Here is a 22,991-nt window from a genome sequence, read left to right on the forward strand (position 1 = left end):
TTGTCTATTCGCCGCTATAATGTGCGGCTCGCCGGGCGTGACCCGGTTCTACTGTGTCCCGGAGATTCCATGCCCAGCGTCAAAGTCCGCGAGAACGAGCCCTTCGAGTTTGCTCTTCGCCGCTTCAAGCGCACTTGCGAAAAGGCCGGTGTGCTGGCCGAAACCCGCAAGCGCGAGTTCTACGAAAAGCCGACCCAGGAGCGCAAGCGCAAGGCCGCCGCTGCTGTGAAGCGTCAGCTGCGCCGCTCGTCGCGCGACGTTACCAAGCGTCAGCGCCTGTACTGATCGGACGCATCTTCATTGCGATGGGCTTGCCTGTCGCGATGGAGCCGAAGCCGGCACGCGCGAGCGTCGCCGGCTTTTTGCGTTTTCGGGTTCGGGCATCCGCCCCGCCCCACCTACCACCACGAGGTTCCTCATGAGCATGAAGCAGCAGCTCACCGAAGACATGAAGGCCGCCATGAAGGCGGGCGAGAAGCACAAGCTGGGCGTGATCCGCCTGATCAACGCCGCCATCAAGCAGCGCGAAGTGGACGAGCGCATCGAGCTGGATGACACCGCCGTGATCGCCGTGCTCGACAAGATGGTCAAGCAGCGCAAGGACTCGGTCAGCCAGTTCGAAGCCGCCAACCGCGAGGACCTGGCCGAGATCGAGCGCGCCGAGATCGTGGTCATCGAAGCCTACCTGCCGGCCAAGATGGGCGAAGCCGAGATCGTCGCCGCGATCCAGGCCGCCATCGCCGAGACCGGCGCTTCCGGTCCGGCCGACATGGGCAAGCTGATGGGCGCATTGAAGCCCAAGCTCGCTGGCCAGGCCGACATGGGTCTGGTCTCCAAGCTGGTCAAGCAGCAGCTGGCGTAAGCCATTGCCGGGGTCGGATCCCTTTCGCATCGCGGAAGGGCTCTGACCCCATTGATGCACCCGCTTCACCGCACCTTCGACCCCCGGCTGCTACAACATCCCCATGGTCGAGCAATCGCACTCCCCCGCCGACACGCGTCCCCACGGCATTCCGGCACGGCTTCGCCACTACGCTGACCGCCTGCAGGACAGCTTCCCGATGGCCGTCGCCAAGCGCTTCGTCGAAATCGACGTGCTGACCCAGGCCGCCTCGGTCTCCTTCTACGCCCTGCTGTCGATGGCACCGCTGCTGGTGCTGCTGCTGTGGCTGACCGCCTCGCTGTACCCACCAGCACAACAGACGTTGATCAGCCAGATCGGTTCGGTGGCCGGCAGCAGCGTGGCCAGCGTCGCCGACACCGTGCTGCACAACGCCAACAGCCAGCCCAGCGTCGGTTCATTGGCCGGGCTGTGGAGCACGCTGCTGCTGTTCATCGGCGCCACCGCCGTGTTCGCCCAGCTGCAGAACGCGCTGAACCGGATCTTCCACACCAGCGGCCAGCGCCTGGAAGGCATCAAGGCCTGGCTGCGCAAACGCGTGTTCTCGTTCGGCGTGGTGCTGGCACTGGGCTTCCTGCTGATCCTGTCGATGACCGCCACCACCGCACTGCAGGTGGTGTTCGCGCAACTGCCCTCGGTACTGCCGGCAATCGGCTACCTGACCTCGCTGCTGCTGTACACGCTGGCCTTCGCCTTCCTCTACCACTACCTGCCGGACCGCCGCGTGGCCTGGCGCCAGGCCTTCATCGGCGGTGCCATCACCTCGGTGCTGTTCACCCTCGGCCGCTATGGCATCGGCGTCTACATCGCCACGGTGGCCCCGGGCAGCGCCTACGGTTCGATGGGCGCGCTGGTGATCTCGCTGGTCTGGATCTACTACGCCACCGCCGTGTTCTTCGTCGGTGCGCTGATGACCGCGGTGATCGACGAACGGCAGCATGCACGGGCGCAACTGGCCAGGGCCGGGGCCGATGCGGAACAGGCCAGCCCCGGCACCGCCAGCGAGTAAACTAGGGGAACCTGCCGCCCCTGCTGCGCGCCCTGCGGCCGCGCCCCGTTCTGTTGCCCATGGCCCGTATCCCCGACGCTTTCATCGACGATCTGCTCGCCCGCTCCGACATCGTCGAGGTGGTGGGCAGCCGCGTGCCGTTGAAGCGACAGGGCAAGGAATACGCAGCGCGTTGCCCGTTCCATGACGAGCGCTCGGCGTCGTTCACGGTCTCGCCCACCAAGCAGTTCTATCACTGCTTCGGCTGTGGCGCGCACGGCACCGCGATCAGCTTCCTGATGAACTACGACCGCCTCGAATTCCTCGACGCGGTGGATGAACTGGCCAAGCGCGCAGGCATGGAAGTGCCGCGCAGCGAGAATCCGCGCAGCCCGCAGCAGCAGGACGACAGCCGCGAGCTGTACTCGGCGCTTGAGGCGGCCACCAAGTTCTTCCAGAACAACCTGCAGGGCAGCGACAAGGCCCGCAGCTACCTGGATGGCCGTGGCGTGGATGAAGAGAACCGCGCGCGCTTCCAGATCGGCTACGCACCGGATGGCTACAGCGGCCTGCGCGATGCGCTGGGCAAGGACGAGCGACGCATGAAGCTGCTCGACCGCGCCGGCCTGTTCTCCAAGAACGATCGCGGCCACGTCTACGACAAGTTCCGCGACCGGGTGATGTTCCCCATCTTCGACCGCCGTGGCCGGGTGATCGCCTTCGGCGGCCGCGTGTTCGAGAAGGACGACGGCCCCAAGTACCTCAACTCGCCCGAGACCGCGCTGTTCCACAAGGGCCGCGAACTGTACGGCCTGTGGCAGGTGCGCCAGGCCAACCAGAAGATCGAGCGGCTGATCGTGGTCGAGGGCTACATGGACGTGGTCTCGCTGTTCCAGTTCGGGGTCACCCAGGCGGTGGCAACGCTGGGTACCGCAACCACGCCGGACCATGCCGAGCTGCTGTTCCGCAACGCACCGGATGTGTTCTTCTGCTTCGATGGCGACGCCGCCGGCCGCCGCGCCGGCTGGAAGGCGCTGGAGTCGGTGCTGCCGCGCATGAAGGATGGCCGCCAGGCCTTCTTCCTGTTCCTGCCCGATGGCGAAGACCCGGACACCATCGTGCGCAAGGAAGGCGCCGAGGCCTTCAACGAACGCCTGAAACAGGCCACGCCGCTGTCGCAGTTCTTCTTCGACGAGCTCACCCGCGAAATCAACCTGGGCACGCTGGACGGCAAGGCGCGCCTGGCCGAGCGCGCAAAGCCGATGCTGGCGCAGATTCCCGACGGCGCCTTCGGCGACCTGATGAAGCAGCAGCTGGCGCAGCTGACCGGCCTTGGCGGCAATGCCCAGGCAGCGCGCGCACCGATGCCGCAACGCCAGCCGCAGCGGACGATCCAGCCGGTGGCCAAGCGCAGCCTGGTGCGCGGCGCGATCGCCGTTCTGCTGCAGCAGCCGTCGCTGGCGCTGACGCTGGGCGGCAAGCACCACTTCCAGGGCCTGCGCCTGCCGGGCGTGGAGCTGCTGCTGGAGCTGCTGGACCTGGTCGAGCAACGTCCGGACATCAGCACCGGCGCACTGCTGGAGCACTTCGACGGGCGTGAGGAACAGGCGTCACTGCACATGCTGGCCGCGCAGACGATGCCCGGCGACGACGCGATGTGGACCCAGGAACTGCACGATGCCGTGGCCCAGCTGGAGAAACAGCTGCTGGTGCAACGTCTGGAGGAGTTGTTGGCAAAGCAGCGCCAGCAGGGTCTGGACGATACTGACAAATACGAACTGCGCGAGCTGCTGAAGGCGCGCGCCGGACTGCGCCTGTAGCGGCAGAACGTTTTCACGGAGAGGACCATGCTGCTGCGCCTGACCTGCCTGCTGTTGTTGTCGCTCTGCCTGCCGCTGACGGCCCTGGCCGAAGACGCGCCCCTGAACGAAGTCCGCCCCGGCCTGTATGCCGGCGGCCAACCCAGCGCCACACAGCTGCAGGCCCTGGCCGCGCAGGGCGTGCGCACCGTGATCGACCTGCGCCAGCCCGACGAAGACCGCGGCTTCGATGAAACCCGCGTGGCCGAATCACTGGGTCTGCGCTACGTACGCATTCCGGTGGCCGGCGCCGACGGCCTGGATGCAGCCAACATCCGTGCCGTGCACCAGGCCCTGCAGCAGAGCCAGGGGCCGGTGCTGCTGCACTGCGCCTCCGGCAACCGCGCCGGTGCCGTGCTCGGCCTGGTCAATGCACGCTACGAACACGCCAGCCCGGAACACGCCCTTCAGCTGGGCCAGCGTGCTGGCCTGAAGTCGCTGGAAGCCGCCACCCGCCAGCGCCTGGCCACGCCGGTCACCTCGCCCTGAACCCTCCGCACCAAGGACTCTGCCCACCATGACCCGCTGGTGGTCGCGCCTGCGACCGGACAACTTCACCCTCGCCCTGCTGTGCACCGTCGGCCTGGCCTCGCTGCTGCCGATGAAGGGCGCCGCCGCCATCGTGCTCGACGATGTCACCACCGTCGCCATCGCCGCGCTGTTCTTCCTGCATGGCGCGCGCCTGCCGCGCGAGTCGATCATCGGCGGCATGCTGCACTGGCGGCTGCACCTGACCATCCTGGCCTGCACCTTCATCCTGTTCCCGCTGCTGGGGCTGATGTTCAAGCCACTGTCGGGCTGGCTGCTGACCCCGGAGCTGTACCTGGGCGTGCTGTTCCTGTGCACCCTGCCCTCCACCGTGCAGTCGTCCATCGCGTTCACCTCGATGGCACGCGGCAACGTGCCTGCGGCGGTATGCAGCGCGTCGCTGTCGAGCATCCTCGGTGTGTTCCTGACGCCGCTGCTGCTGACCGCGCTGGCCGGTACCTCCGGCGGCGTGCACGACCCGCTGCACGCCATCGGCGGCATCATGCTGCAGCTGCTGGTGCCCTTCGTGGCCGGCCACCTGCTGCGGCCGTGGATCGCCGGCTGGGTGGAGAAGCAGCGCGCGCTGCTGCGCTACACCGACCAGGCCACCATCCTGCTGGTGGTGTACTCCGCGTTCGGCGAAGCGGTGACCGAAGGGCTGTGGAGCAAGACACCGCTGCTGTCGCTGCTGGCCGTGGCGGTGGTCGCCGCCGTGCTGCTCGGCATCGCCATGCCATTGATCACCTTCATCGCCCGCCGCCTGCGCTTCAACCGCGAGGACGAGATCGCCATCGTGTTCTGTGGCTCGAAGAAGAGCCTGGCCACCGGTGTGCCGATCGCCAAGGTGTTGTTTGCGGGTGGCAGCCTCGGCGCCATCGTGTTGCCGGTGATGATCTACCACCAGATCCAGCTGATCGTCTGCGGCGTGATCGCGCAGCGGTATGCGAAGCGCGCGCCCTGATTGGGCGCGCGGGTTTTTGTAGAGAGCCCATCCACGCGCTGCGTGGATCTACCAAACCGCGGATGGCGTGAACCCGCAGTAGATCCACGGCATGCGTGGATGACGCATACGCCGCCGCTAATTCACGATGGCCGCGGCGATGTCGTGCAGCACTCGGGCGTTGCGCTCCACGTCGCTGCCCGGCTCGCCCGTGACGGTCAGACTGTAAGTCTTGCTGTCTCCCGTCCAGGCAAGCTCAACCCGAGTACGGCCGACACTATCCACAACCTTCCCGAGGTGAGCGGGCTTGCCGTCCACCACGGTGTTCTGCGCCTCCGCGATGACCTCGATCTGCATGCCCGCAGCGAGGAAGTTGTTCTCGCTGAACTCCACGATGCCGACACCCTCCAGCCGGTAGAAACGGCTCAAGCCCGAGGACTTTCCACCCTCCAACGCACCACTGGGCTCCATGCCAATCATCTCGGCTGCGCCCAGCAGGCTGCTTTCCAGCCTGCTGGGTGGCTGCGGCAGGCGCTGGCGTAGTTCTGGAGTTGAGCGGTGAGTCCGCGGCACGGCAGCCAGCATTTCGGCCTGCGTTGGGATGCTCCCTGCTGCAACCCGCACGACACCGTTGGATCGTTCGATGTCATCGCGAAGCTGCCGCTTCACTTCTCGGGGGGCATCAAGGTCTGCCAGTTTCACCATCTGGTAGCTGCCCACGCTGGCGGACGATCTTCCCATTGCCGAGGCCTCCTGCATTGCAGCCTGCATGGCGCGTTGGTGTAGCCAGCTCCCTACCGCATCGGGAGCAGGTTCATTCTGGGATGCTTGAGCTGACATCGACATGGCCAGCGAGAATGCGATAAAGCAAAGACTCTTCATGATGCTCACCACTCCGAAAGTTGGCAATCGACCGCACTCGTGGATTGCGTAAATACGCGTCCGCCCAGCACCCATGTGTGATATCCGTGAACAACCATTCGTTCTGGATCACTGCCATCGCCTGCGTAAAATCGCCAGGAGTACAGTCCATTGTTAGGCGCACCGAAAGCATGCTTCGGCTCAATGTTCCCGAGGGGAACGTGCCTGGTTACGGCCGACCCCTGAAAATTGCGAAACTGGGGCCGTTCATAGGTCACGGATTCGTTGATGAATCCAATGCAGTTGGCCCGACTCAGTGCTTTTACTTCTGCTGCCGCATTGCCAGCCAGGCAGGTGAGCGCGGCACACAGAACGATGGGCAGAGAAACATGACATCTCATTGATTGCGCCACAGAATTGCGAGTCATCCCGCAATACCTGTGTATCTACTGTTGATGATCCGGTCTGGTGGAACAGTCGGTATCTGTGACGCCTTGCGTGCAGGAAGCTGACAGCGCGGCAAAACCCTACAGCGCGACGGCTTGGTCGATGGGCGCAGTTGCAGCCCTCCCGGGCGAAACCCGACACTGGCTGCGCCGGGTTCCGTGAGAGCCCATCCACGCATGGCGTGGCTCTACTCCCACCGATGGCGTGAACCACCAGTAGATCCACGCCATGCGTGGATGGGTTGCCTGCCGTTACGGGCCCACAAGCGTGCCGACGCTCAACTCCGGCATCCACACCCACAGGTCGTACGGCCGTTTCGCATCGGCATCGACCCGCGGCGCCGTGGCCACCTGCTCTGGAAGTGACCGCGCCACGCAACGGCCCGCGCATCCCCACGCCTGACCACGCTGCGCGCCCAACCGTACGCTGTAGATATCCAGGTCCCGCAGCTGCGACGCCATCGGGTACATCTGCATTTCCGGCGGCATACCTTGCGGGCGCTGCAGCATGGCGTGCACGTTGCCGGTCAGCACCAGCATGCGTGCGCCAGCCGGCAGTCGCCGGTACAGCCGCCGCAGCTCGGCCGCCATGCGGTCATCGCGTGCCTGGTTGCCGCCATCGCTGTTGTCGACGTCATAGCCGACCACATCGATGGCACGACCCTGTGCCTTCAGCGCACGCAGGTCTTCGATCATCGCCAGCATGTCGCGGCTGCGACGGCCGTCATGCTGGTCATCGCGCACGGTCCAGAACGCGCGGCCATGCAGGTGCTGGCGCGCCGCGGCCCCGCCATCGGATTCCAGATAGTCGTGCAGCGCAGGGTTCTCTGCACGCGGCAGTTCCAGGGCCAGCAGGACAGGGCCGTTACGGCTGTAGTCGTCCACCAGCTGGCGTACCAGCAGCGGTGTCTCGCGGGTACCGTGAAATTCACCCAGCACCAGCAGGCGATGCTCACCGGCGTGCTGGCGGATCTGCACGGCGGTGTCGTCGGCATGCGCATTGAGGGCCATGCCGAGCGCCAGCAGCAGCGCGCTGGTCCAGCGGAAGATCGAATGCATCCCTGCGCCTTCCTTTCCTTGAGGTCAGGAACAGCAATGGCGACACAGCAACCGCGGTTCAAGTAGATCCACGCCATGCGTGGATGCGCCCACCATCAGACCGGGTCAGAGCCCCGACGGGGATCCGCCCCCGAGTCGAGCATGGCTCGACTCTACAACCAGGGCAGGATCCAGTGGTCCACCAGCAGGAAGGCGAACAGCGCCATCAGGTAGACGATGGAGTAATAGAACATCTTCATCGAGAACAGTTCGTCCGGCGGATTGAGCATGCGCCAGGCGTACCAGAGGAACACCGCATTGAGCACGATCGCGCCGCCCAGGTAGAACGCACCGCTCATGCCCACCAGGTACGGCAGCAGGCAGACCAGCGCCAGCACCACCGAATACACCATGATCTGCTTGCGGGTGTGCACCACGCCGTGGGTCACCGGCAGCATCGGGATCTCCGCTTTGGCGTAGTCCTCGCGGCGGAAGATCGCTAGCGCCCAGAAGTGCGGCGGCGTCCAGATGAAGATGATCAGCACCAGCAGCGACGAGTACGCCCAGTCCGACGAACCCTGCATGCCGGTCACCGCAGCCCAGCCCAGCATCGGCGGCATCGCGCCGGCCAGGCCACCGATGACGATGTTCTGCGAGGTCGCACGCTTGAGGTACACGGTGTAGATCACCGCGTAGCCGATCAGCGAGGCAAAGGTCAGCACGGCGGTGATCAGGTTCACCCACAGCACCAGGATGACCATCGACAGCACGATCAGCACGCCGGCGAACACCAGCACCTGCCACGGCTTGACCTTGCCCACCACCAGCGGCCGCCACGAGGTGCGGGCCATCTGCGCATCGATGTGCGCATCCAGCAGCTGGTTGATCGCCGCGGCCGCCGAAGCGGCCAGCCAGATGCCCAGGAAGCCGAGCACGCCGGCGCGCACCTGCTCCCAGCTGGGCACGCCGGGGATGGCCAGGACCATGCCGACCAGGGCAGTGAAGACAATGAGGGCAACGACCTTGGGCTTGGTCAGGTCCCAGTACTGGCGGTAATTGGAAAACATGGAATCAGTCCGGGGCACGCAGGCGGGCCAGCAGGCTGACCAGCACGAACAACAGGGCAACGGCCACGCCGTTGTGGGCCACCGCCACTTCCAGCGGCAGCGCCAGCTTCACATTGAGGATGCCGAGGGTGACCTGCAGCACCAGCAGCGCGATCAGCGCGCTGGCCCAGCCACGCATGCTCGGCAACCGGAACAGGCGCACGCCCAGCCACAGCAGGTAGAGGGCCACCACCACCGCGAACAGGCGGTGTGCCATCTGGATGGCGATGCGCGAGGCGCCATCCAGCACGCCGCCTTCGTAATCCACGCCGATGCCACGCCACAGGGTGAAGCCTTCGACGAAGTTATGCTGCGGCCACCACTGGTTGGCGCAGCGCGGGAAGTTGTCCAGCGAGGCGCTGCCACCGCCGCAGGCCAGCGCCGCGTAATTGGCGCTGACCCAGCCCCCCAGCGCGATCTGGGTGACCAGCACCGCTACGCCGATGCGCAGCAGCCACTTCAGCTTCGGCGCCTCGGCCAGGGTGATCGGCATGTGCGTCGCGCGCCAGGCCATCCACACCAGCAGGCCGAACATCAGCATGCCACCGAGCAGATGGCCCATCACTACGATGGGTTTGAGCAGCAGGGTCACCGTCCACATGCCCAGCAAGGCCTGGAAGATCACCACCGCCAGGGTCAGCAATGCAGCGCGCGCCAGGTCGATGTTGCTCCAGCGCAGCGCGGCGATCAGCAGGATCGCCTCACCGATCAACGCCAGCACGCTGGCCGTGCCATGCCAGCCCATCATGTACAGCGGTATGCCGACGGCCACCAGCACGCAGGCGGTCACCACCGCCGTGCTTCCGAATCGCCGCTTGCGCGTGGCCAACAGGGCCAGGGTCAGGATCTCGATGCCCAGCGCGCCAGCCAGGAAGCGGTGCACCTGCTCACGCCAGGCCTTGTGGGTCTCCAGCGGGCGGATCTCCGCCGCCGGGTGGCCGATGGTCTCTTCCACATGCTGCGGCCAGGTGGCCTGGCCATAGCAGGTCGGCCAGTCCGGGCAGCTCAGGCCGGCATCGGACAGGCGCACGAAGGCGCCGAACATGATCGTGCTCGCGGTCATGATCATGGCGAACCACGCCAGGCGGTGGAAATTGCGGTGCAGCGCCGGACGCGCGGAAAGGCTCATCAAACGGGACTCACTTCAGTTTCAGCAACGTGGCCATGTCCTTGCGCAGGCCACCCAGGTCGGTGCCCGGGGCATGACGCATGATCACGAAGCCGTTCGGATCGATCACGTAGACCGGCAGGCCAGCCGGATCGTCGACGCCGGGCAGGGCCGCGCGCAGTGCTGGCGACGGAGCCAGCGGCCGCAGCGCGGGCAGCGAGGCGATCGACGCCGGTGGCGTTCCCAGCCACAGGATTTCGACATTATCGGCGTTATGGCCGAACAGCTGCCACACCTTGCCCAGTCCCTGCGACAAAGTGACGCACTGCGCGTCGCAGGCACCGGCCGGCGCCACCAGCAGGCGCCAGGTACGGGCCTCGGGGTTCCAGGCGTAGGGCTGGCCGCTGGCCAGGGTCGGCGCCTGCTGGCGCAGGTCCACCGGCGGCTTCAGCAGCTGGCCGGCATTGCGGTGCCCGGTCGGTTGCCAGCCGGAGAAGCGCAGCACGGCGGCCAGTGCCATCGCACCGAAGAACACGGCAAACAGCAGCACCAGGGTCCGGCGGCCGGAGCCGCGCGCCTGCGGGGACGTAGCAGTGTTCATGCGGGGCATTTTCTCATGGTTGGGTAAGGGATGCGGGTGTGGTGCCCCGGTAGTGGCGGGGGGGGGGGGGCGGGGGGGGGGGCCGCCCCCCCCCCCCCCCCCCACCCCCCCGCCCCCCCCCCCCCCCCCCCCCCCCCCCCACTACCGGGCCACGGCACGTCTCCTGCGCCACTCCAGCACCAGCGCGACCACCAGCACGGTCAGGGCCCAGGCCGAACCACTGCACGGCGTAGCCCAGGTGACGCTGCGGCGGCAGCGTGTTCGGCAGCAGGTCCAGATCGCGTTCGTCGCCGAATGGCAGTGCCGGGTCCAGGCGCAGGACGCGGTCGGGCAATACCGGTAGGCCAAGCGCCGCCGCCAGGCCTTCGGCGGGCAAACGGCTGGCCAGCCAACGCCCGGCCTCATCGGTTGCGGAGAATGCGGGACCCAGTGCCAGTCCCGCCGACGGCGGCGGCGCCAATAACCCACGCACCGCCACCGGCGAAGGCGGCGCCGGCACATCCGGCAGCGTGCGATCCGGCGGCAGCGCACGCCAGCCGAGATCGACCAGCAGCACGCCGCCTTCGTCACTGCGGAACGGACGATAGATCTTCACCCCGGCGCGACCATGCCGGGTCTGGTTGTCCAGCAGCACCACGCCGGGCAGGAAGCGGCCGTGGTCGGCCACGCCGTGCAACGCGCCGGGCGCCGCCAGAGCCTGCGCCAGTGGCAGCGCCTGTGCCACGGCTGGACCTTGTGCATCCAACATTGCCTGTTTGGCATGCATGCGCTGCAGCTGCCACAGCCCCAACGCGGTGAAAGCAGCCATTGCCAGCAGCGCCAACAGCCAGCCGATCAGGCGCGTGTGCTGGCGCATCATGACAAGTCCGCGCAAACGCGGTCAGATAGGCCCATCCACCCTGCCCTCGAGCCGCGCATGAGTGATTCGCTGAAGACCCTGCTGGTAATCGCGTTTCTGATCGTCATCGTCTGGAATCTGGGCGCCGGCCTGTATTACCTGCTGGTCGACCGCGGCCAGACCAAGCGCACGGTCAACGCACTGACACGCCGCATCGGGGTGTCGGTGGCCTTGATCGTACTGGTGATCGTGAGCATCTACATGGGCTGGATCAAACCGCACGGCATCGGCGGCTGAGGCCACCGATACGTGCGCGGTCAAAGCACGTAGACGAACATGAAGAGCATCAGCCACACCACGTCGACGAAGTGCCAGTACCACGCGGCGGCTTCGAAACCGAAATGGTTGTCGCGGGTGAAGTGCCCCTTGGCCGAACGCAGCCACATCACGATCAGCATGATCGTGCCCAGCAGCACGTGCGCGCCGTGGAAGCCGGTCAGCATGAAGAACGTTGAACCGTAGATGCCCGAACCGAGCGTCAGGTTCAGTTCCTTGTAGGCGTGGATGTACTCCTCCGCCTGCAGGGTCAGGAAGCCGAGGCCGAGCACCACGGTCAGGCCCAGCCAGATCAGCAGCTGGCGACGGTTGCCCGCCTTCAGCGCGTGATGGGCAATGGTCAGGGTCACGCCGGAGGTCAGCAGGATCAGCGTGTTGATCAGCGGCAGGCCCCAGGCCGGAATGGTCTGGAACGCGCCACCGATCGCCGCCGGGCCATTGGTGGGCCAACCCGCCGAGTAGCCCTGCCAGAGCAGCTCGTTGGTCATCACCCCGCGGCCTTCGCCGCTGAGCCACGACAGGCCCAGGTTGCGGGTGTAGAACAGCGCGCCGAAGAACGCACCGAAGAACATCACTTCGGAGAAGATGAACCAGATCATCCCCATCCGGAACGAGCCATCGACCTGATGGTTGTAGTTGCCGGCCTGCGATTCGCGCACCACGTCGCTGAACCACCAGAACAGGGTCAGCACCAGCATCGCGATGCCGATGTAGAACGTCCAGCGTCCCCAGCTGGCATCGTTGAGCCAGCTGGCCACGCCTACCATGGTCACCATCATCGCGATGGAACCCACGAACGGCCATTTACTCTGGGCCGGGACGAAGTACACGTTGGCGTCGGTCGGTGTCTGGGCCATGTCGGTATCCGGGGTCAGGGTGCGGCGTGCGCGCCTTCCGAGGTGGCGGCCGGAGCCAGCCGATCGGACAGCGCGTCGTTGCGGTAGAAGGTGTAGGACAGCGTGATCGTCTTGATCTCGGGTGGCAGGTCCGGATCGACGATGAAGCGCACCGGCATGTCGCGCTTCTCGCCGGCCTGCAGCGTCTGCGCGGTGAAACAGAAGCACTCGGTCTTGCTGAAGAAGCCCGACGCACGCGCCGGCGCCACCGAAGGCACCGCGCTGCCGACCACTGCCTGCTGGCTGTCATTGCGGGCGAAGTACAGCGCTTCGTTGAGTTCGCCGGGCACCACGTCCATGGTCAGCTGCTCGGGATGGAACGACCATGGCAGCCGTGAGTTGACCCCGCCATCGAATTCCACGCGCACGGTGCGCTTGCCGGCCGCCGCGCCGGTACTGGCCTCGCTGCCGGGACCGCGTTCCAGGCGCACGCCGAACACCTTTTCGCAGGCGATGCGGTACAGCGGTACCAGCGAGAACGTGAGCAGGAACACCGCCACCGCCACGCCGATCAGGCGCGGCAGCCCCGCACTGCGTGACGGTGTGGTGGCCGGCGCCTCGCTCATCGGCCGATCACCCCGCTGAGGATGAAACCGACGTAGACCAGCACGGCGATGGCGCCGACCCACATCGCCGTGCGCCTGGCGCGCTGGCGTTGCTGCTCGATGCTTCCACCCTGGTAGAGCCGACCGCTGGTCGGCTGCGCTTCGCTGTTGTAGAGCCGACCGTTGGTCGGCTGCTTTTCGTCAGTCGAGCATGGCTCGACTCTACCGATCGGGAGCGGGCTTTCGTTATGCATGCCCCACCTCAATGCGTGATGTCGTCATGCGCCAGATCCCCCGGGCGGATGGTCGGCGGCGTGGTGAACGTATGCGCCGGTGCCGGCGACGGCAGCGTCCATTCCAGGCCGCGCGCACCTTCCCACGATCGGGCCTCGGCCTTCTCGCCATTGCGCAGCGAGGACAGCAGGATCGCGGCCATCATGAACGGGGTGACGAACATGCCGAACGCGCCGATCGAGCTGATCAGGTTCCAGTCGGCGAAGGCCACGCTGTAATCGGGAATGCGGCGCGGCATGCCGGCCAGGCCGAGGAAGTGCTGCGGGAAGAACAGCAGGTTGACGAACACGATCGACCACCAGAAGTGCACCTTGGCCCACTTCTCGCTGTACATCCGCCCGGTCCACTTCGGCCACCAGTAGTACACCGCCGCGATCAGCGCGAACACCGCGCCGGTCACCAGCACGTAGTGGAAGTGCGCGACCACGAAGTAGGTGTCGTGGTACTGGAAGTCAGCCGCCACGATGGCCAGCATCAGGCCGGAGAAGCCACCGATGGTGAACAGGATGACGAAGGCCACCGACCACAGCATCGGCGCCTCGAACGTCAGCGAGCCACGCCACATGGTGCTGACCCAGTTGAACACCTTCACCCCGGTCGGGATCGAAATCAGCATGGTGGCGAACATGAAGTAGATCTCGCCACCCAGCGGCATGCCCACGGTGAACATGTGGTGGGCCCAGACGATGAACGACAGGAACGCGATCGCGGCGGTGGCGTACACCATCGCCTGGTAGCCGAACAGCGGCTTGCGGCTGAAGGTCGGGATGATCTCGCTGACCACGCCGAAGGCGGGCAGGATCATGATGTAGACCTCGGGGTGCCCGAAGAACCAGAAGATGTGCTGGTACATCACCGGGTCACCGCCACCGGCGGCGTTGAAGAAGCTGGTGCCGAAGAACTTGTCGGTCAGCAGCATGGTTACCGCGCCGGCCAGCACCGGCATCACCGCGATCAGCAGGAACGCGGTGATCAGCCAGGCCCAGCAGAAGATCGGCATCTTCAGCAGATCGATGCCCGGCGCACGCATGTTCAGCACGGTGGCGATGATGTTGATCGCGCCCATGATCGAACTGATGCCGGCCACATGGATGGCGAACACGCTGAAGGCGACGTTGTAGCCGCCCTGCAGCGACAGCGGCGGGTACAACGTCCAGCCACCAGCCGGTGCACCGCCAGGGAGGAACAGGGTCAGCAGCAGCAGGCTGAAGGCCACCGGCAGCAGCCAGAACGACCAGTTGTTCATGCGCGGCAGCGCCATGTCCGGCGCGCCGATCTGCAGCGGAATCATCCAGTTGGCCAGTCCGACGAAGGCCGGCATCACGCCACCGAAGATCATCACCAGCGCATGCACGGTGGTCATCTGGTTGAAGAACTCGGGCTTGACGAACTGCAGGCCCGGCTGCGCCAGCTCGGCACGGATCACCACGCTCATCGCCGCACCGATGATGAACATGATGAAGCTGAAACCCAGGTACAGCGTGCCGATGTCCTTGTGGTTGGTCGAGAAGAACCAACGCTCGAAGAAACTCTGCTGGTGATGGTGATCGTCGTGCCCAACTGCCGAGTGCGCCATTGCAAAACACCTCTCAGAATCGGTTGTCACCACGGCCGCGAACGGCCGCGGGCTTTACATCACGCTCCGCTGGCCGCGGTGGCAGGCGCGCTGCCGGCTTCAGCAGCGGCAGGCGCTGCAGGTGCCTCTCCCGTCGGTGCAGTCGGTTCGGCAGGTGCCGCCGGCGTTGCCGGCTCGGCGGGCGGCGCCGGCTTGCGCTGCGCCAGCCACTGCTTGAACTCTTCCTTGGACACCGCCTCGACCACGATCGGCATGAAGCCATGGTCCTTGCCGCACAGCTCGGCGCACTGGCCGCGGTAGACGCCGGGCTGCTCGATGCTGGTCCAGGCCTCATTGATGAAACCGGGGATGGCGTCCTGCTTCCAGCCCAGCGCCGGCACCCACCAGGCGTGGATCACGTCGTCGGAGGTGATGACGAAGCGCACCTTGGTATCGACCGGCAGCACCAGGCGGTTGTCGACATCCAGCAGGTAATGCGGGTGAGTCTCGCGGGTCGGCACGATGCCACTTTGCCGCACGCGGTCGGACTCGCGGTCCAGGCGGCTGGTGAAGGTGACGTTCTCGCCGAGATATTCGTACTTCCACATCCACTGGTAGCCGGTGACCTTCACCGTCATCTCGGCATCGCGGGTGTCGTACATCTTGATCAGGTTGGCCGTGGCCGGCCATGCCATCACGATCAGGATGATCACCGGGATCACTGTCCAGATGATCTCGGCCTTGGTGTTGTGGCTGAAGGTGGCGGCGACCGCGCCCTTGGATTTGCGGAACTTGAAGATGGCGTAGGCCATCGCCCCGAACACGATGACGCCGATCACCGTGCAGATGATCAACGAGAGATTGTTCGATTCCCAGGCCAGGCGCGAGGTCTGGGTCACCCCCTTGCCCATGTTCAGCTGCCACGGCTTGGGATCGGCCGCCTGGGCCCAAGCCAACGCCGGCATCAGTCCCCCGGCCACCATGGCGGCGACCGCTGCAACGCACTTCGTGCCCCACCTGCTGCTTTGCTTCATTGCCTAGACCCTTAGCGTCGTCGGTTGCCGCCATCGCTGGCGGCGAGCAAGCTTTCAAGTGTCTCTGCGAGCGTCTGACGTTCGGCCGGCGCGAGGAAACTCCCCACCTCCACCTGCCGGCCGCTGGATGCCAGCCGGACCCTCTCGTCGTCGGTGAGCAGGCGCACCCAGTGGGGGTGGGCCCGGAACACCGGCGATCCACCGGGTACGGGGATGACCTCCACGTACGCCGGTACTACCCGGATCTCCTCCTGCCGTTCACCACTGCGCCACAAGGCACGCAGTGCCGCCGCCAGCACCAGGCTGTACAGCAGCGCGAACAGGGGGGCGAATGCATTGCCGGCCCACCACCCGAGGGCGGACACCAGCCACATCGCACCCGACAACACGGTGAACAACAGGACGAACTGCCGGGCATCGAGCGCCCGTGGGGGACGCAGCCGCAGCTGCGTACCTGACCCATCCGGAGCTGGAAGCACCTCGATCATGTCGCAACCGCGTTCCTGCCGCGGGAAACGTCTCGATGGTAGCCCCGCCCTCTCGCCGGTAGCAAGGGTGCATTCACACTTTTTACCATGCTGCAACACAGCATGAGGTCGGCGGCACGAATGACGAATTCAGCACAAATTCTGCCGAGCTTGCTGAACACGCTGAATCCACCGCAGCTAGGGGCTATCAGCGCTTCACGAAGGTGGCTGATGGGCACTTCCGCAACCCGCAAAAATGATTAAAATCGCCAAGTTTTCCACTGGCCGGACCGGCATGAACGCACCTTCCTCCTCCCCTGCCGCCCACGACGCTCCGCGTCCCGGCGCGCTGCTGTCGCCGGAACTGCCGGCGCCCCCCAACCCGTTCCGCCAGGCCATCACCGATGGCTGGTTGAAGGACGAGGCCAGCCACGTGCGCGAGCTGCTGGCGCAGGCCCGCCTGCCCGCCGAAGAGCAGGCCAAGGTGCAGGCGCTGGCCGCCGACCTGGTCGGCCGCGTGCGCGTGCGTGCCAAGGACCAGGGCGCGATCGAAGCCTTCATGCGCCAGTACGACCTGGGCAGCGAGGAAGGCGTGCTGCTGATGTGCGTGGCCGAGGCGCTGCTGCGCATTCCGGACCAGGACACCGCCGACAAGCTGATCCGCGACAAGCTGGCCGATGCCGACTGGGAAAAGCACCTGGGCGGCAGCGACTCCGTGCTGGTCAACGCCTCCACCTGGGGCCTGATGCTGACCGGCAAGCTGGTGCAGATGAACGACGCCACCCGTGCCGATGCGCCCAGCGCGTTCAAGCGCCTGGTCGGCCGCGTCGGTGAGCCGGTGGTGCGCCTGGCCGTGCGCCAGGCGATGAAGATCATGGGCCACCAGTTCGTCATGGGCCGCACCATCAGCGAAGCGCTGTCGCGCTCGCACAAGGGCGACAACGCGAACTACCGCTACTCGTTCGACATGCTGGGCGAAGGCGCGCTGACCATGAAGGACGCGCTGCGCTACCTGGAAGACTACCGTCGTGCGATCCACGCCATCGGCGGCGACCACAAGGCACGCGGCGGCCGTCCGGACGGCGACGTCAACAACGCGCCGGGCATCTCGATCAAGCTGTCGGCGCTGTACCCGCGCTACGAGCACGCCAAGCGCGCGCGCGTGCTGAAGGACCTGGTGCCGGGCGTGCTGGAACTGGCACAACTGGCCAAGAGCTACGGCATCGGCTGCACCGTCGACGCCGAAGAGTCCGACCGCCTGGAACTGTCGCTGGACATCATCGAGCAGGTCTTCTCCGACGCCTCGCTGGCCGGCTGGGACGGCTTCGGCGTGGTCGTGCAGGCCTACCAGAAGCGCACGCCGTACACGATCGACCACCTGGCCGACATGGCGCGCCGCGCCGGTCGCCGCCTGCAGGTGCGCCTGGTCAAGGGCGCCTACTGGGACGCCGAGATCAAGCGCGCGCAGATCGAAGGCTACCCGGGCTACCCGGTGTTCACCCGCAAGCAGAACACCGATGTCTCCTACCTGGCCTGCGCCAAGCGCCTGTTCACGCATGCCGACGCGATCTACCCGATGTTCGCCACGCACAACGCGCACACCATCGCGGCCGTGCGCAGCATCGCCAATGGCGGCGTGTACGAGCACCAGAAGCTGCACGGCATGGGCGACGACCTGTACGCCGAAGTAGTGCCGGCCGATCGCTTGAACCTGCCCTGCCGCGTGTATGCGCCGGTCGGTTCGCATGAAGACCTGCTGCCGTACCTGGTGCGCCGCCTGCTGGAAAACGGCGCCAACTCCAGCTTCGTCAACCGCATCACCGACGAGCGCGTGCCGATCGCCGACCTGATCCGCGATCCGGTCGAGATGGTTGCTTCGTTCGAATCGATTCCGCATCCCAAGATCCCGCTGCCGGTTGACCTGCTGCGCAGCCAGAACCACGACAGGAAGAACTCCATGGGCGCCAACCTCGCCAACGACAACGAACTGCGCGCCCTCGCCGAGCAGATCAACGCTGCAGTGAAGCCGTGGCAGGCCGCCCCGCTGGTGCCGGGTGCGAACCCGGCCGGCGCCGCGCTGCCGGTGACCAATCCGGCCGACACCCGCGAAGTGGTCGGCCAGTGGCAGGCCGCCGATGCCGCCACCGTGCAGAAGGCCCTGGCCAATGCCGTGGCCGCGCAGCCGGCCTGGAACCGCACCCCGGCCGCCAGCCGCGCCGCCATCCTCGAGCACGCCGCCGACCAGCTGGAAGCGCGCATGCCGGAGTTCATGGCGCTGTGCGTGAAGGAAGCCGGCAAGAGCCTGCCCGACAGCATCGCCGAAGTGCGCGAAGCGGTGGACTTCCTGCGCTACTACGCCAAGCAGGCGCGCGAGCAGTTCAGCCACGCCGAGAAGCTGCCGAGCCCGACCGGTGAGTCCAACGAACTGCAGCTGCATGGTCGCGGCGTGTTCGTCTGCATCAGCCCGTGGAACTTCCCGCTGGCGATCTTCCTGGGCCAGGTCGCCGCTGCCCTGGCCGCCGGCAACAGCGTCATCGCCAAGCCGGCCGAGCAGACCAACCTGATTGGCTACTACGCGGTGAAGCTGCTGCACGACGCCGGCGTGCCGGCCGAGGTGGTGCAGTTCCTGCCGGGCGACGGTGCCACCGTCGGTGCCGCGCTCACTGCCGACCCGCGCGTGGCCGGCGTGGCCTTCACCGGCTCCACCGACACCGCCCGTGCGATCAACCGCGCGATGGCCGCGCGTGACGCCGCCATCGGCGTGCTGATTGCCGAGACCGGTGGCCAGAATGCCTTCATCGCCGACTCCTCGGCACTGCCGGAACAGCTGGTCAAGGACGCGATCGGTTCGGCCTTCACGTCCGCCGGCCAGCGTTGCTCGGCCGCGCGCGTGCTGTTCGTGCAGGACGACATCGCCGACAAGGTGATGACCATGCTGGCCGGTGCGATGAAGGAACTGAAGGTCGGCAACCCCGGCCTGCTGTCCACCGACGTCGGCCCGGTGATCGACGCCGACGCGCTGAAGATCCTGCAGGACCACGCCGAACGCATGGACCGCGAAGCGCGCCTGATTGCTGCCGCCGAGCTTTCTGCCGAAGCGGCCAATGGCACCTTCTTCGCACCGCGTGCGTACGAACTGAAGGATCTGGGCCAGCTGCACAAGGAAATCTTCGGGCCGGTCCTGCACGTGATCCGTTGGAAGGGCGACCAGCTCGACGCGGTGATCGACCAGATCAACGCCACCGGCTACGGCCTGACCCTGGGCGTGCATTCGCGCATTGACGAGACCGTCGACCGCATCAGCAACGGCGTCCACGTCGGCAACGTCTACGTCAACCGCAACCAGATCGGTGCGGTGGTCGGCGTGCAGCCGTTCGGCGGCCAGGGCCTGTCCGGCACCGGCCCGAAGGCCGGCGGCCCGCACTACCTGCTGCGCTTTGCCACCGAAAAGACGGTGACGGTGAACACCACCGCTGCCGGCGGCAACGCCTCGCTGCTGACCCTGGGCGACTGATCGCCCGATAGTTGCAGTGAACGAAAAACCCCGCGAAAGCGGGGTTTTTTGTGCCTTTTTTCCTGTGGCGCCTAGCGTGGGCTCGGCGCTACACCCGCATCAGGCCGCGCCAATGACGCAACGCCACCAGCGCGTTGATCCAGAAGCCCACGTACAGGATCGAGGTCAGGTGCAGGCCACGGCTGTAGTACAGCGGCACTGCCACGGTGTTCACCAACAGCCACACCCACCACGATTCCAGCTTGCGCCGCATCATCAGGATCTGCGCGATCACGCTCAGCACCAGTACCGCCGAATCGATGTAGGGCGCGTAGGCGTTGGTCAGGCGGGTCAGCATCCAGCCGTAGCCGAACGTGGCCACCACCGCCAGCGGCGCCAGCCAGGCCCATGCACGCGGTCGCAATGAGGTGATCGGCAGCGGCGCACCGTGATCGCCGCGCAGCCACTGCCACCAGCCCAGCACGCTGATGGCAATGAAGAAGAACTGCAGCACCATGTCCGCGTACAGGTGCGAACGCTCGAACACAGCGGCGAACAATGCGCAGCCGACGATGCCCAGCCACCAGGTGTGCACGTTGTTGCGTCCGGCCAGCAGGATCGAGCCGGCGACGGCGATGTTGGCAGCCAGCTCCAGCTGGAAGTTCGGATCGGACAGGTTCATGGCGCTATTGTCGTGGATCCACGCCGTGGATGGCTCCGATCTTCGGTAGATCCACGCCACGCGTGGATGGCCCGTGGCCACAGAAAAAGAAAGCCCCGCTTGCGCGGGGCCTTCCGTGTGCTGCGTCAGGCCGAGGCCCGAATCAGAACTTGTACTGGAACGAAGCCGCCAACACGTCGCCACGGACCTTGTACTTGCCCGACAGCGAGTTGCCCTGGTTGGCAGTGGTCGCACGCACGTTCACGTTCGGATCGCTGGTGAACAGGTGGGTGTAGCCAAAGTTGTACTCGGTGTTTGCCGACGGGGTCCAGCCCACGCCCAGCGACAGCCACTTGCGGCTGGTATCCGGCACGCGCACGTCGCGGTGGGCGTCGGTGGTCGGGGTCTGGTCCAGCGCAACACCACCGCGCAGGGTGACGGTGTCGCTCAGCTTGTAGTCGGCGCCCAGCGACACGAAGGTGGTGTCACGGTAGCCGAACTCCAGGACCGAGTCCGCCTGCGGCGACGCGTAGTCGACGGTGACGCTGTCAAAGGCGGTCGACCAGGCGGTACGGGTCACGTCGCCCATCACGGTCCAGCGGTCGTTGACCTTGTGGGTCACGCTCAGGGTGGCCGAGGCCGGCATGGTCACCGTGGCCTTGCCGCTGGTGTCCATGAACCAACCGCGGGTACGCGGCGAGTTGGTCAGCAGCGAACGTGCGCGGTCGGCGCCGCTGAAGGTCGCATCACCACCGGTGATCTTGTGCTCGACCTTCGAACGGTAGCTCAGGCCGATGTGGGTGTTCTCGTCGATCGAGAACAGGCCACCGACGGTCCAGCCCACGGCATTGTTGTCACCCTCGATCTTCAGGGTGCCATCCGCGCTGCCCGGGGCGAAGCCCGGAGCGCCGGCGCCGGCCAGGATGCTGCCGTAGTCGACGGCGTTGCTCAGCTCGATGGTCAGGTGCTCGACGAACACCGACGCGCCGAACGACACGTACGGGTTGACGTCATACGACGCGGCGAAGCCAAGGTCGATGGCCTTCAGATCGGTCTTCAGGCCGCTGTAACGACCCACCCAACCGTTGTCGTATTCGGTCTTGAAGCCGAACGGTGCGGTCAGCGACACACCGAAGTGGGCCTTCTCGCCGATCGGCATGTGGAAGTACGCAGCCGGGACCGGAGCGATCATGCCGGCGTCGCCGCCGTCACCACCGGTCTGCGGGCGGCCTGCCGCATTGCGGCCCTGGCCCTTGAACTCGGCCTTGAAGCTGATGGCGCTCAGGTCGCCCTGGACCAGGGTGCCTTCCAGCTGGCGCATGCCGGCCGGGTTGACGGCGATGATGGAGGCGTCGCCTTCGGCGCTGCCGGAACCGGCGAACGCGCGGCCGAGGCCCTTGGCGCTGTTTTCCTTCAGCTGGAAGGCGGCAGCGTTGGCATCGGCGGCGGCCAGCGCACCGGCAACGCCGACGGCCAGCAGGGTCAGTCGGGCAATGGTGGAAGCGGTTTGCATCGTAGTTCTCTCTCCGGTAAGCGGTGATGGTGCTCTGAGTGCGCCTGCGCCCGGCAGGCCTTGGGGCCCTTCGGAGCGCGCCGGATTCCCCTCCCGACATACGACGCCGTATGCGAGTATTACCCAGAGCTGTTAATGAAACAATAACAGCGCAGGCGCTTTTTTCGTCCCAGAAGCTGAACAGGACAATCCCCGCCGTAAGCGCCCGCACGCTAGGCTATTGCTCATGTTCGTCTCCCTCCCGTCGCGCAAGAAGGCGGCCCTGCGCTGGGCCACGCCCGTGCTGTTTGCGGCACTGTGGCTGGCGTTCCTGTGGTCGATCTCGCGTCCGGACGACGCCCGGGGCAGCCTCTGGCTGGACTGGGGCGCCCTGTCCACCGGCCTGACCCACCCGCTGGACTGGTGGGCGACCCTGCAGGACGGCAGCGTGCTGCGGCTGTTCACGGCCCTGTTCCTGCACGCGGACTGGTCACACCTGCTGGGCAACCTGGTATTCCTGCTGATCTTCGGCCTGCCTGCTGAGCGGGTGCTGGGCCCGTGGCGGCTGCTGCTGCTGTTCCTGGTCGGAGGCGCGGTGTCCAACCTGGTGGCGATCTACACCATGGGCAGCCCGGACCAGATCATCATCGGTGCCAGCGGCGCGGTGTCCGCACTGATCGGCGCCTATCTGGCCCTGTTCCCGGGCGCCCGGCTGGGCGTGGTCATTCCGCTCGGCCTGTTCCTGGAGTTCGTGCGCGCCCCGGCCTACCTCCTGATCGGCGTCTGGGCCGCCCTGCAGGTGGTGTTCGCCCATATCGGCCCAAGCTTCGGCATGGTGGCCTGGTGGGCGCACATCGGCGGCTTCGTGTTCGGCGTGGTGTACGGGGTCTACGTGCGGGCGGCCATCGCCCGCCGCCTGCGCAAGCGCCACGGCTTCTGACCCCTGGTAGTGCCGGCCGCTGGCCGGCTCCATGCGCACCCGCTCGTTCGTGGATCAGTCGAGC

At 66.3% G+C, this 22,991-nt stretch carries 22 protein-coding genes and 1 pseudogene; 9 read left to right on the forward strand and 14 right to left on the reverse strand.

Features of this window, described 5'->3' with window-relative positions:
• The first annotated feature begins 69 nt into the window (after positions 1 to 69).
• The 6 genes from rpsU (at position 70) to V3B48_RS13165 (ending at position 5,237) form a co-directional block, all read left to right on the forward strand.
• The gene (gene rpsU / locus V3B48_RS13140) at positions 70 to 285 is read left to right on the forward strand and encodes a 30S ribosomal protein S21 (protein ID WP_002808376.1); all 216 of its coding nucleotides are present in this window, start codon (positions 70 to 72) and stop codon (positions 283 to 285) included.
• Between the two features lie 133 nt (positions 286 to 418).
• On the forward strand, positions 419 to 862 hold the full coding sequence (locus V3B48_RS13145; protein ID WP_004153909.1) for a GatB/YqeY domain-containing protein: 444 nt from the start codon (positions 419 to 421) through the stop codon (positions 860 to 862).
• A gap of 103 nt (positions 863 to 965) precedes the next feature.
• Positions 966 to 1,910, forward strand: a complete 945-nt coding sequence (locus tag V3B48_RS13150) for a YihY/virulence factor BrkB family protein (protein WP_050509858.1) — start codon at positions 966 to 968, stop codon at positions 1,908 to 1,910.
• A gap of 59 nt (positions 1,911 to 1,969) precedes the next feature.
• Entirely contained in the window at positions 1,970 to 3,709 is a 1,740-nt protein-coding gene (gene dnaG / locus V3B48_RS13155; RefSeq protein WP_329893860.1) for a DNA primase, read from the forward strand.
• Between the two features lie 27 nt (positions 3,710 to 3,736).
• A complete protein-coding gene (locus V3B48_RS13160; RefSeq protein ID WP_329893861.1) occupies positions 3,737 to 4,237 on the forward strand; it encodes a protein tyrosine phosphatase family protein in 501 nt (166 codons plus the stop codon).
• Positions 4,238 to 4,265: 28 nt separating this feature from the next.
• Positions 4,266 to 5,237, forward strand: a complete 972-nt coding sequence (locus V3B48_RS13165) for a bile acid:sodium symporter family protein (RefSeq protein WP_293796594.1) — start codon at positions 4,266 to 4,268, stop codon at positions 5,235 to 5,237.
• A 117-nt stretch (positions 5,238 to 5,354) separates the two neighbouring features.
• Here V3B48_RS13165 and V3B48_RS13170 read toward each other — a convergent pair whose 3' ends face one another.
• The 6 genes and pseudogenes from V3B48_RS13170 to V3B48_RS13195 all read right to left on the reverse strand — a co-directional run bounded on the left by V3B48_RS13170 (position 5,355) and on the right by V3B48_RS13195 (position 11,235).
• Positions 5,355 to 6,098 (reverse strand): hypothetical protein, encoded by a 744-nt coding sequence (locus V3B48_RS13170; protein ID WP_329893862.1) that lies wholly within the window; start codon positions 6,096 to 6,098, stop codon positions 5,355 to 5,357.
• 677 nt (positions 6,099 to 6,775) lie between these two features.
• Positions 6,776 to 7,582: a calcium-binding protein gene (locus V3B48_RS13175; protein WP_329893863.1), complete on the reverse strand. Its 807-nt coding sequence runs from the start codon at positions 7,580 to 7,582 to the stop codon at positions 6,776 to 6,778.
• A 152-nt stretch (positions 7,583 to 7,734) separates the two neighbouring features.
• Entirely contained in the window at positions 7,735 to 8,628 is an 894-nt protein-coding gene (gene cyoE, locus V3B48_RS13180) for a heme o synthase (RefSeq protein ID WP_010484229.1), read from the reverse strand.
• A 4-nt stretch (positions 8,629 to 8,632) separates the two neighbouring features.
• Positions 8,633 to 9,796: a COX15/CtaA family protein gene (locus V3B48_RS13185; protein WP_329893864.1), complete on the reverse strand. Its 1,164-nt coding sequence runs from the start codon at positions 9,794 to 9,796 to the stop codon at positions 8,633 to 8,635.
• A 10-nt stretch (positions 9,797 to 9,806) separates the two neighbouring features.
• Positions 9,807 to 10,376, reverse strand: coding sequence for a hypothetical protein (locus V3B48_RS13190; RefSeq protein WP_032129724.1), 570 nt, complete (start codon positions 10,374 to 10,376; stop codon positions 9,807 to 9,809).
• Positions 10,377 to 10,517: 141 nt separating this feature from the next.
• Positions 10,518 to 11,235, reverse strand: a pseudogene (locus V3B48_RS13195) (SURF1 family protein).
• Positions 11,236 to 11,292: 57 nt separating this feature from the next.
• Here V3B48_RS13195 and V3B48_RS13200 point away from each other — a divergent pair.
• Positions 11,293 to 11,511: a twin transmembrane helix small protein gene (locus tag V3B48_RS13200; protein WP_010484233.1), complete on the forward strand. Its 219-nt coding sequence runs from the start codon at positions 11,293 to 11,295 to the stop codon at positions 11,509 to 11,511.
• Positions 11,512 to 11,531: 20 nt separating this feature from the next.
• Here the strand turns inward: V3B48_RS13200 and V3B48_RS13205 are convergent, their stop codons facing one another.
• The 6 genes from V3B48_RS13205 to V3B48_RS13230 are packed head-to-tail and all read right to left on the reverse strand — an operon-like array spanning position 11,532 to position 16,362.
• The gene (locus V3B48_RS13205) at positions 11,532 to 12,407 is read right to left on the reverse strand and encodes a cytochrome c oxidase subunit 3 (RefSeq protein ID WP_005412024.1); all 876 of its coding nucleotides are present in this window, start codon (positions 12,405 to 12,407) and stop codon (positions 11,532 to 11,534) included.
• Between the two features lie 14 nt (positions 12,408 to 12,421).
• Complete coding sequence (locus tag V3B48_RS13210) at positions 12,422 to 13,012, reverse strand: cytochrome c oxidase assembly protein (protein ID WP_279912652.1); 591 nt, start codon at positions 13,010 to 13,012, stop codon at positions 12,422 to 12,424.
• Positions 13,009 to 13,245, reverse strand: coding sequence for a hypothetical protein (locus V3B48_RS13215; protein ID WP_279912651.1), 237 nt, complete (start codon positions 13,243 to 13,245; stop codon positions 13,009 to 13,011). Before V3B48_RS13215 ends, V3B48_RS13210 begins: the two co-directional genes overlap by 4 nt.
• Positions 13,246 to 13,253: 8 nt before the next feature.
• A complete protein-coding gene (gene ctaD / locus V3B48_RS13220) occupies positions 13,254 to 14,861 on the reverse strand; it encodes a cytochrome c oxidase subunit I (protein ID WP_004153896.1) in 1,608 nt (535 codons plus the stop codon).
• A gap of 59 nt (positions 14,862 to 14,920) precedes the next feature.
• Complete coding sequence (gene coxB / locus V3B48_RS13225; RefSeq protein WP_032129720.1) at positions 14,921 to 15,874, reverse strand: cytochrome c oxidase subunit II; 954 nt, start codon at positions 15,872 to 15,874, stop codon at positions 14,921 to 14,923.
• Positions 15,875 to 15,885: 11 nt separating this feature from the next.
• Positions 15,886 to 16,362 carry a DUF2244 domain-containing protein gene (locus V3B48_RS13230; RefSeq protein ID WP_021202927.1) on the reverse strand — a complete coding sequence of 159 codons (477 nt, stop codon included), beginning with the start codon at positions 16,360 to 16,362 and terminating at the stop codon, positions 15,886 to 15,888.
• A gap of 274 nt (positions 16,363 to 16,636) precedes the next feature.
• Here V3B48_RS13230 and putA point away from each other — a divergent pair, with 274 nt between their 5' ends.
• Positions 16,637 to 19,855 (forward strand): bifunctional proline dehydrogenase/L-glutamate gamma-semialdehyde dehydrogenase PutA, encoded by a 3,219-nt coding sequence (gene putA / locus V3B48_RS13235; protein ID WP_197616872.1) that lies wholly within the window; start codon positions 16,637 to 16,639, stop codon positions 19,853 to 19,855.
• Between the two features lie 88 nt (positions 19,856 to 19,943).
• Here the strand turns inward: putA and pnuC are convergent, their stop codons facing one another.
• Together pnuC and V3B48_RS13245 are read right to left on the reverse strand one after the other, a co-directional pair.
• Positions 19,944 to 20,516: a nicotinamide riboside transporter PnuC gene (pnuC, locus tag V3B48_RS13240; protein WP_032129718.1), complete on the reverse strand. Its 573-nt coding sequence runs from the start codon at positions 20,514 to 20,516 to the stop codon at positions 19,944 to 19,946.
• 142 nt (positions 20,517 to 20,658) lie between these two features.
• The gene (locus V3B48_RS13245; protein ID WP_277779407.1) at positions 20,659 to 22,008 is read right to left on the reverse strand and encodes an outer membrane protein transport protein; all 1,350 of its coding nucleotides are present in this window, start codon (positions 22,006 to 22,008) and stop codon (positions 20,659 to 20,661) included.
• A gap of 226 nt (positions 22,009 to 22,234) precedes the next feature.
• Here V3B48_RS13245 and V3B48_RS13250 point away from each other — a divergent pair, with 226 nt between their 5' ends.
• Positions 22,235 to 22,927 (forward strand): rhomboid family intramembrane serine protease, encoded by a 693-nt coding sequence (locus tag V3B48_RS13250; RefSeq protein WP_019662230.1) that lies wholly within the window; start codon positions 22,235 to 22,237, stop codon positions 22,925 to 22,927.
• The last annotated feature ends 64 nt before the right edge of the window (positions 22,928 to 22,991 follow it).

This window comes from Stenotrophomonas sp. SMYL20 (assembly GCF_036320045.1).
Taxonomy (GTDB): domain Bacteria; phylum Pseudomonadota; class Gammaproteobacteria; order Xanthomonadales; family Xanthomonadaceae; genus Stenotrophomonas; species Stenotrophomonas maltophilia_A.

Bases quoted from the DNA above. Each gene is read 5' to 3' on its own strand.
- rpsU (WP_002808376.1), top strand. From the start codon at position 70: ATGCCCAGCGTCAAAGTCCGCGAGAACGAGCCCTTCGAGTTTGCTCTT.
- V3B48_RS13145 (WP_004153909.1), top strand. From the start codon at position 419: ATGAGCATGAAGCAGCAGCTCACCGAAGACATGAAGGCCGCCATGAAG.
- V3B48_RS13150 (WP_050509858.1), top strand. From the start codon at position 966: ATGGTCGAGCAATCGCACTCCCCCGCCGACACGCGTCCCCACGGCATT.
- dnaG (WP_329893860.1), top strand. From the start codon at position 1,970: ATGGCCCGTATCCCCGACGCTTTCATCGACGATCTGCTCGCCCGCTCC.
- V3B48_RS13160 (WP_329893861.1), top strand. From the start codon at position 3,737: ATGCTGCTGCGCCTGACCTGCCTGCTGTTGTTGTCGCTCTGCCTGCCG.
- V3B48_RS13165 (WP_293796594.1), top strand. From the start codon at position 4,266: ATGACCCGCTGGTGGTCGCGCCTGCGACCGGACAACTTCACCCTCGCC.
- V3B48_RS13170 (WP_329893862.1), bottom strand. From the start codon at position 6,098: ATGAAGAGTCTTTGCTTTATCGCATTCTCGCTGGCCATGTCGATGTCA.
- V3B48_RS13175 (WP_329893863.1), bottom strand. From the start codon at position 7,582: ATGCATTCGATCTTCCGCTGGACCAGCGCGCTGCTGCTGGCGCTCGGC.
- cyoE (WP_010484229.1), bottom strand. From the start codon at position 8,628: ATGTTTTCCAATTACCGCCAGTACTGGGACCTGACCAAGCCCAAGGTC.
- V3B48_RS13185 (WP_329893864.1), bottom strand. From the start codon at position 9,796: ATGAGCCTTTCCGCGCGTCCGGCGCTGCACCGCAATTTCCACCGCCTG.
- V3B48_RS13190 (WP_032129724.1), bottom strand. From the start codon at position 10,376: ATGAACACTGCTACGTCCCCGCAGGCGCGCGGCTCCGGCCGCCGGACC.
- V3B48_RS13200 (WP_010484233.1), top strand. From the start codon at position 11,293: ATGAGTGATTCGCTGAAGACCCTGCTGGTAATCGCGTTTCTGATCGTC.
- V3B48_RS13205 (WP_005412024.1), bottom strand. From the start codon at position 12,407: ATGGCCCAGACACCGACCGACGCCAACGTGTACTTCGTCCCGGCCCAG.
- V3B48_RS13210 (WP_279912652.1), bottom strand. From the start codon at position 13,012: ATGAGCGAGGCGCCGGCCACCACACCGTCACGCAGTGCGGGGCTGCCG.
- V3B48_RS13215 (WP_279912651.1), bottom strand. From the start codon at position 13,245: ATGCATAACGAAAGCCCGCTCCCGATCGGTAGAGTCGAGCCATGCTCG.
- ctaD (WP_004153896.1), bottom strand. From the start codon at position 14,861: ATGGCGCACTCGGCAGTTGGGCACGACGATCACCATCACCAGCAGAGT.
- coxB (WP_032129720.1), bottom strand. From the start codon at position 15,874: ATGAAGCAAAGCAGCAGGTGGGGCACGAAGTGCGTTGCAGCGGTCGCC.
- V3B48_RS13230 (WP_021202927.1), bottom strand. From the start codon at position 16,362: ATGATCGAGGTGCTTCCAGCTCCGGATGGGTCAGGTACGCAGCTGCGG.
- putA (WP_197616872.1), top strand. From the start codon at position 16,637: ATGAACGCACCTTCCTCCTCCCCTGCCGCCCACGACGCTCCGCGTCCC.
- pnuC (WP_032129718.1), bottom strand. From the start codon at position 20,516: ATGAACCTGTCCGATCCGAACTTCCAGCTGGAGCTGGCTGCCAACATC.
- V3B48_RS13245 (WP_277779407.1), bottom strand. From the start codon at position 22,008: ATGCAAACCGCTTCCACCATTGCCCGACTGACCCTGCTGGCCGTCGGC.
- V3B48_RS13250 (WP_019662230.1), top strand. From the start codon at position 22,235: ATGTTCGTCTCCCTCCCGTCGCGCAAGAAGGCGGCCCTGCGCTGGGCC.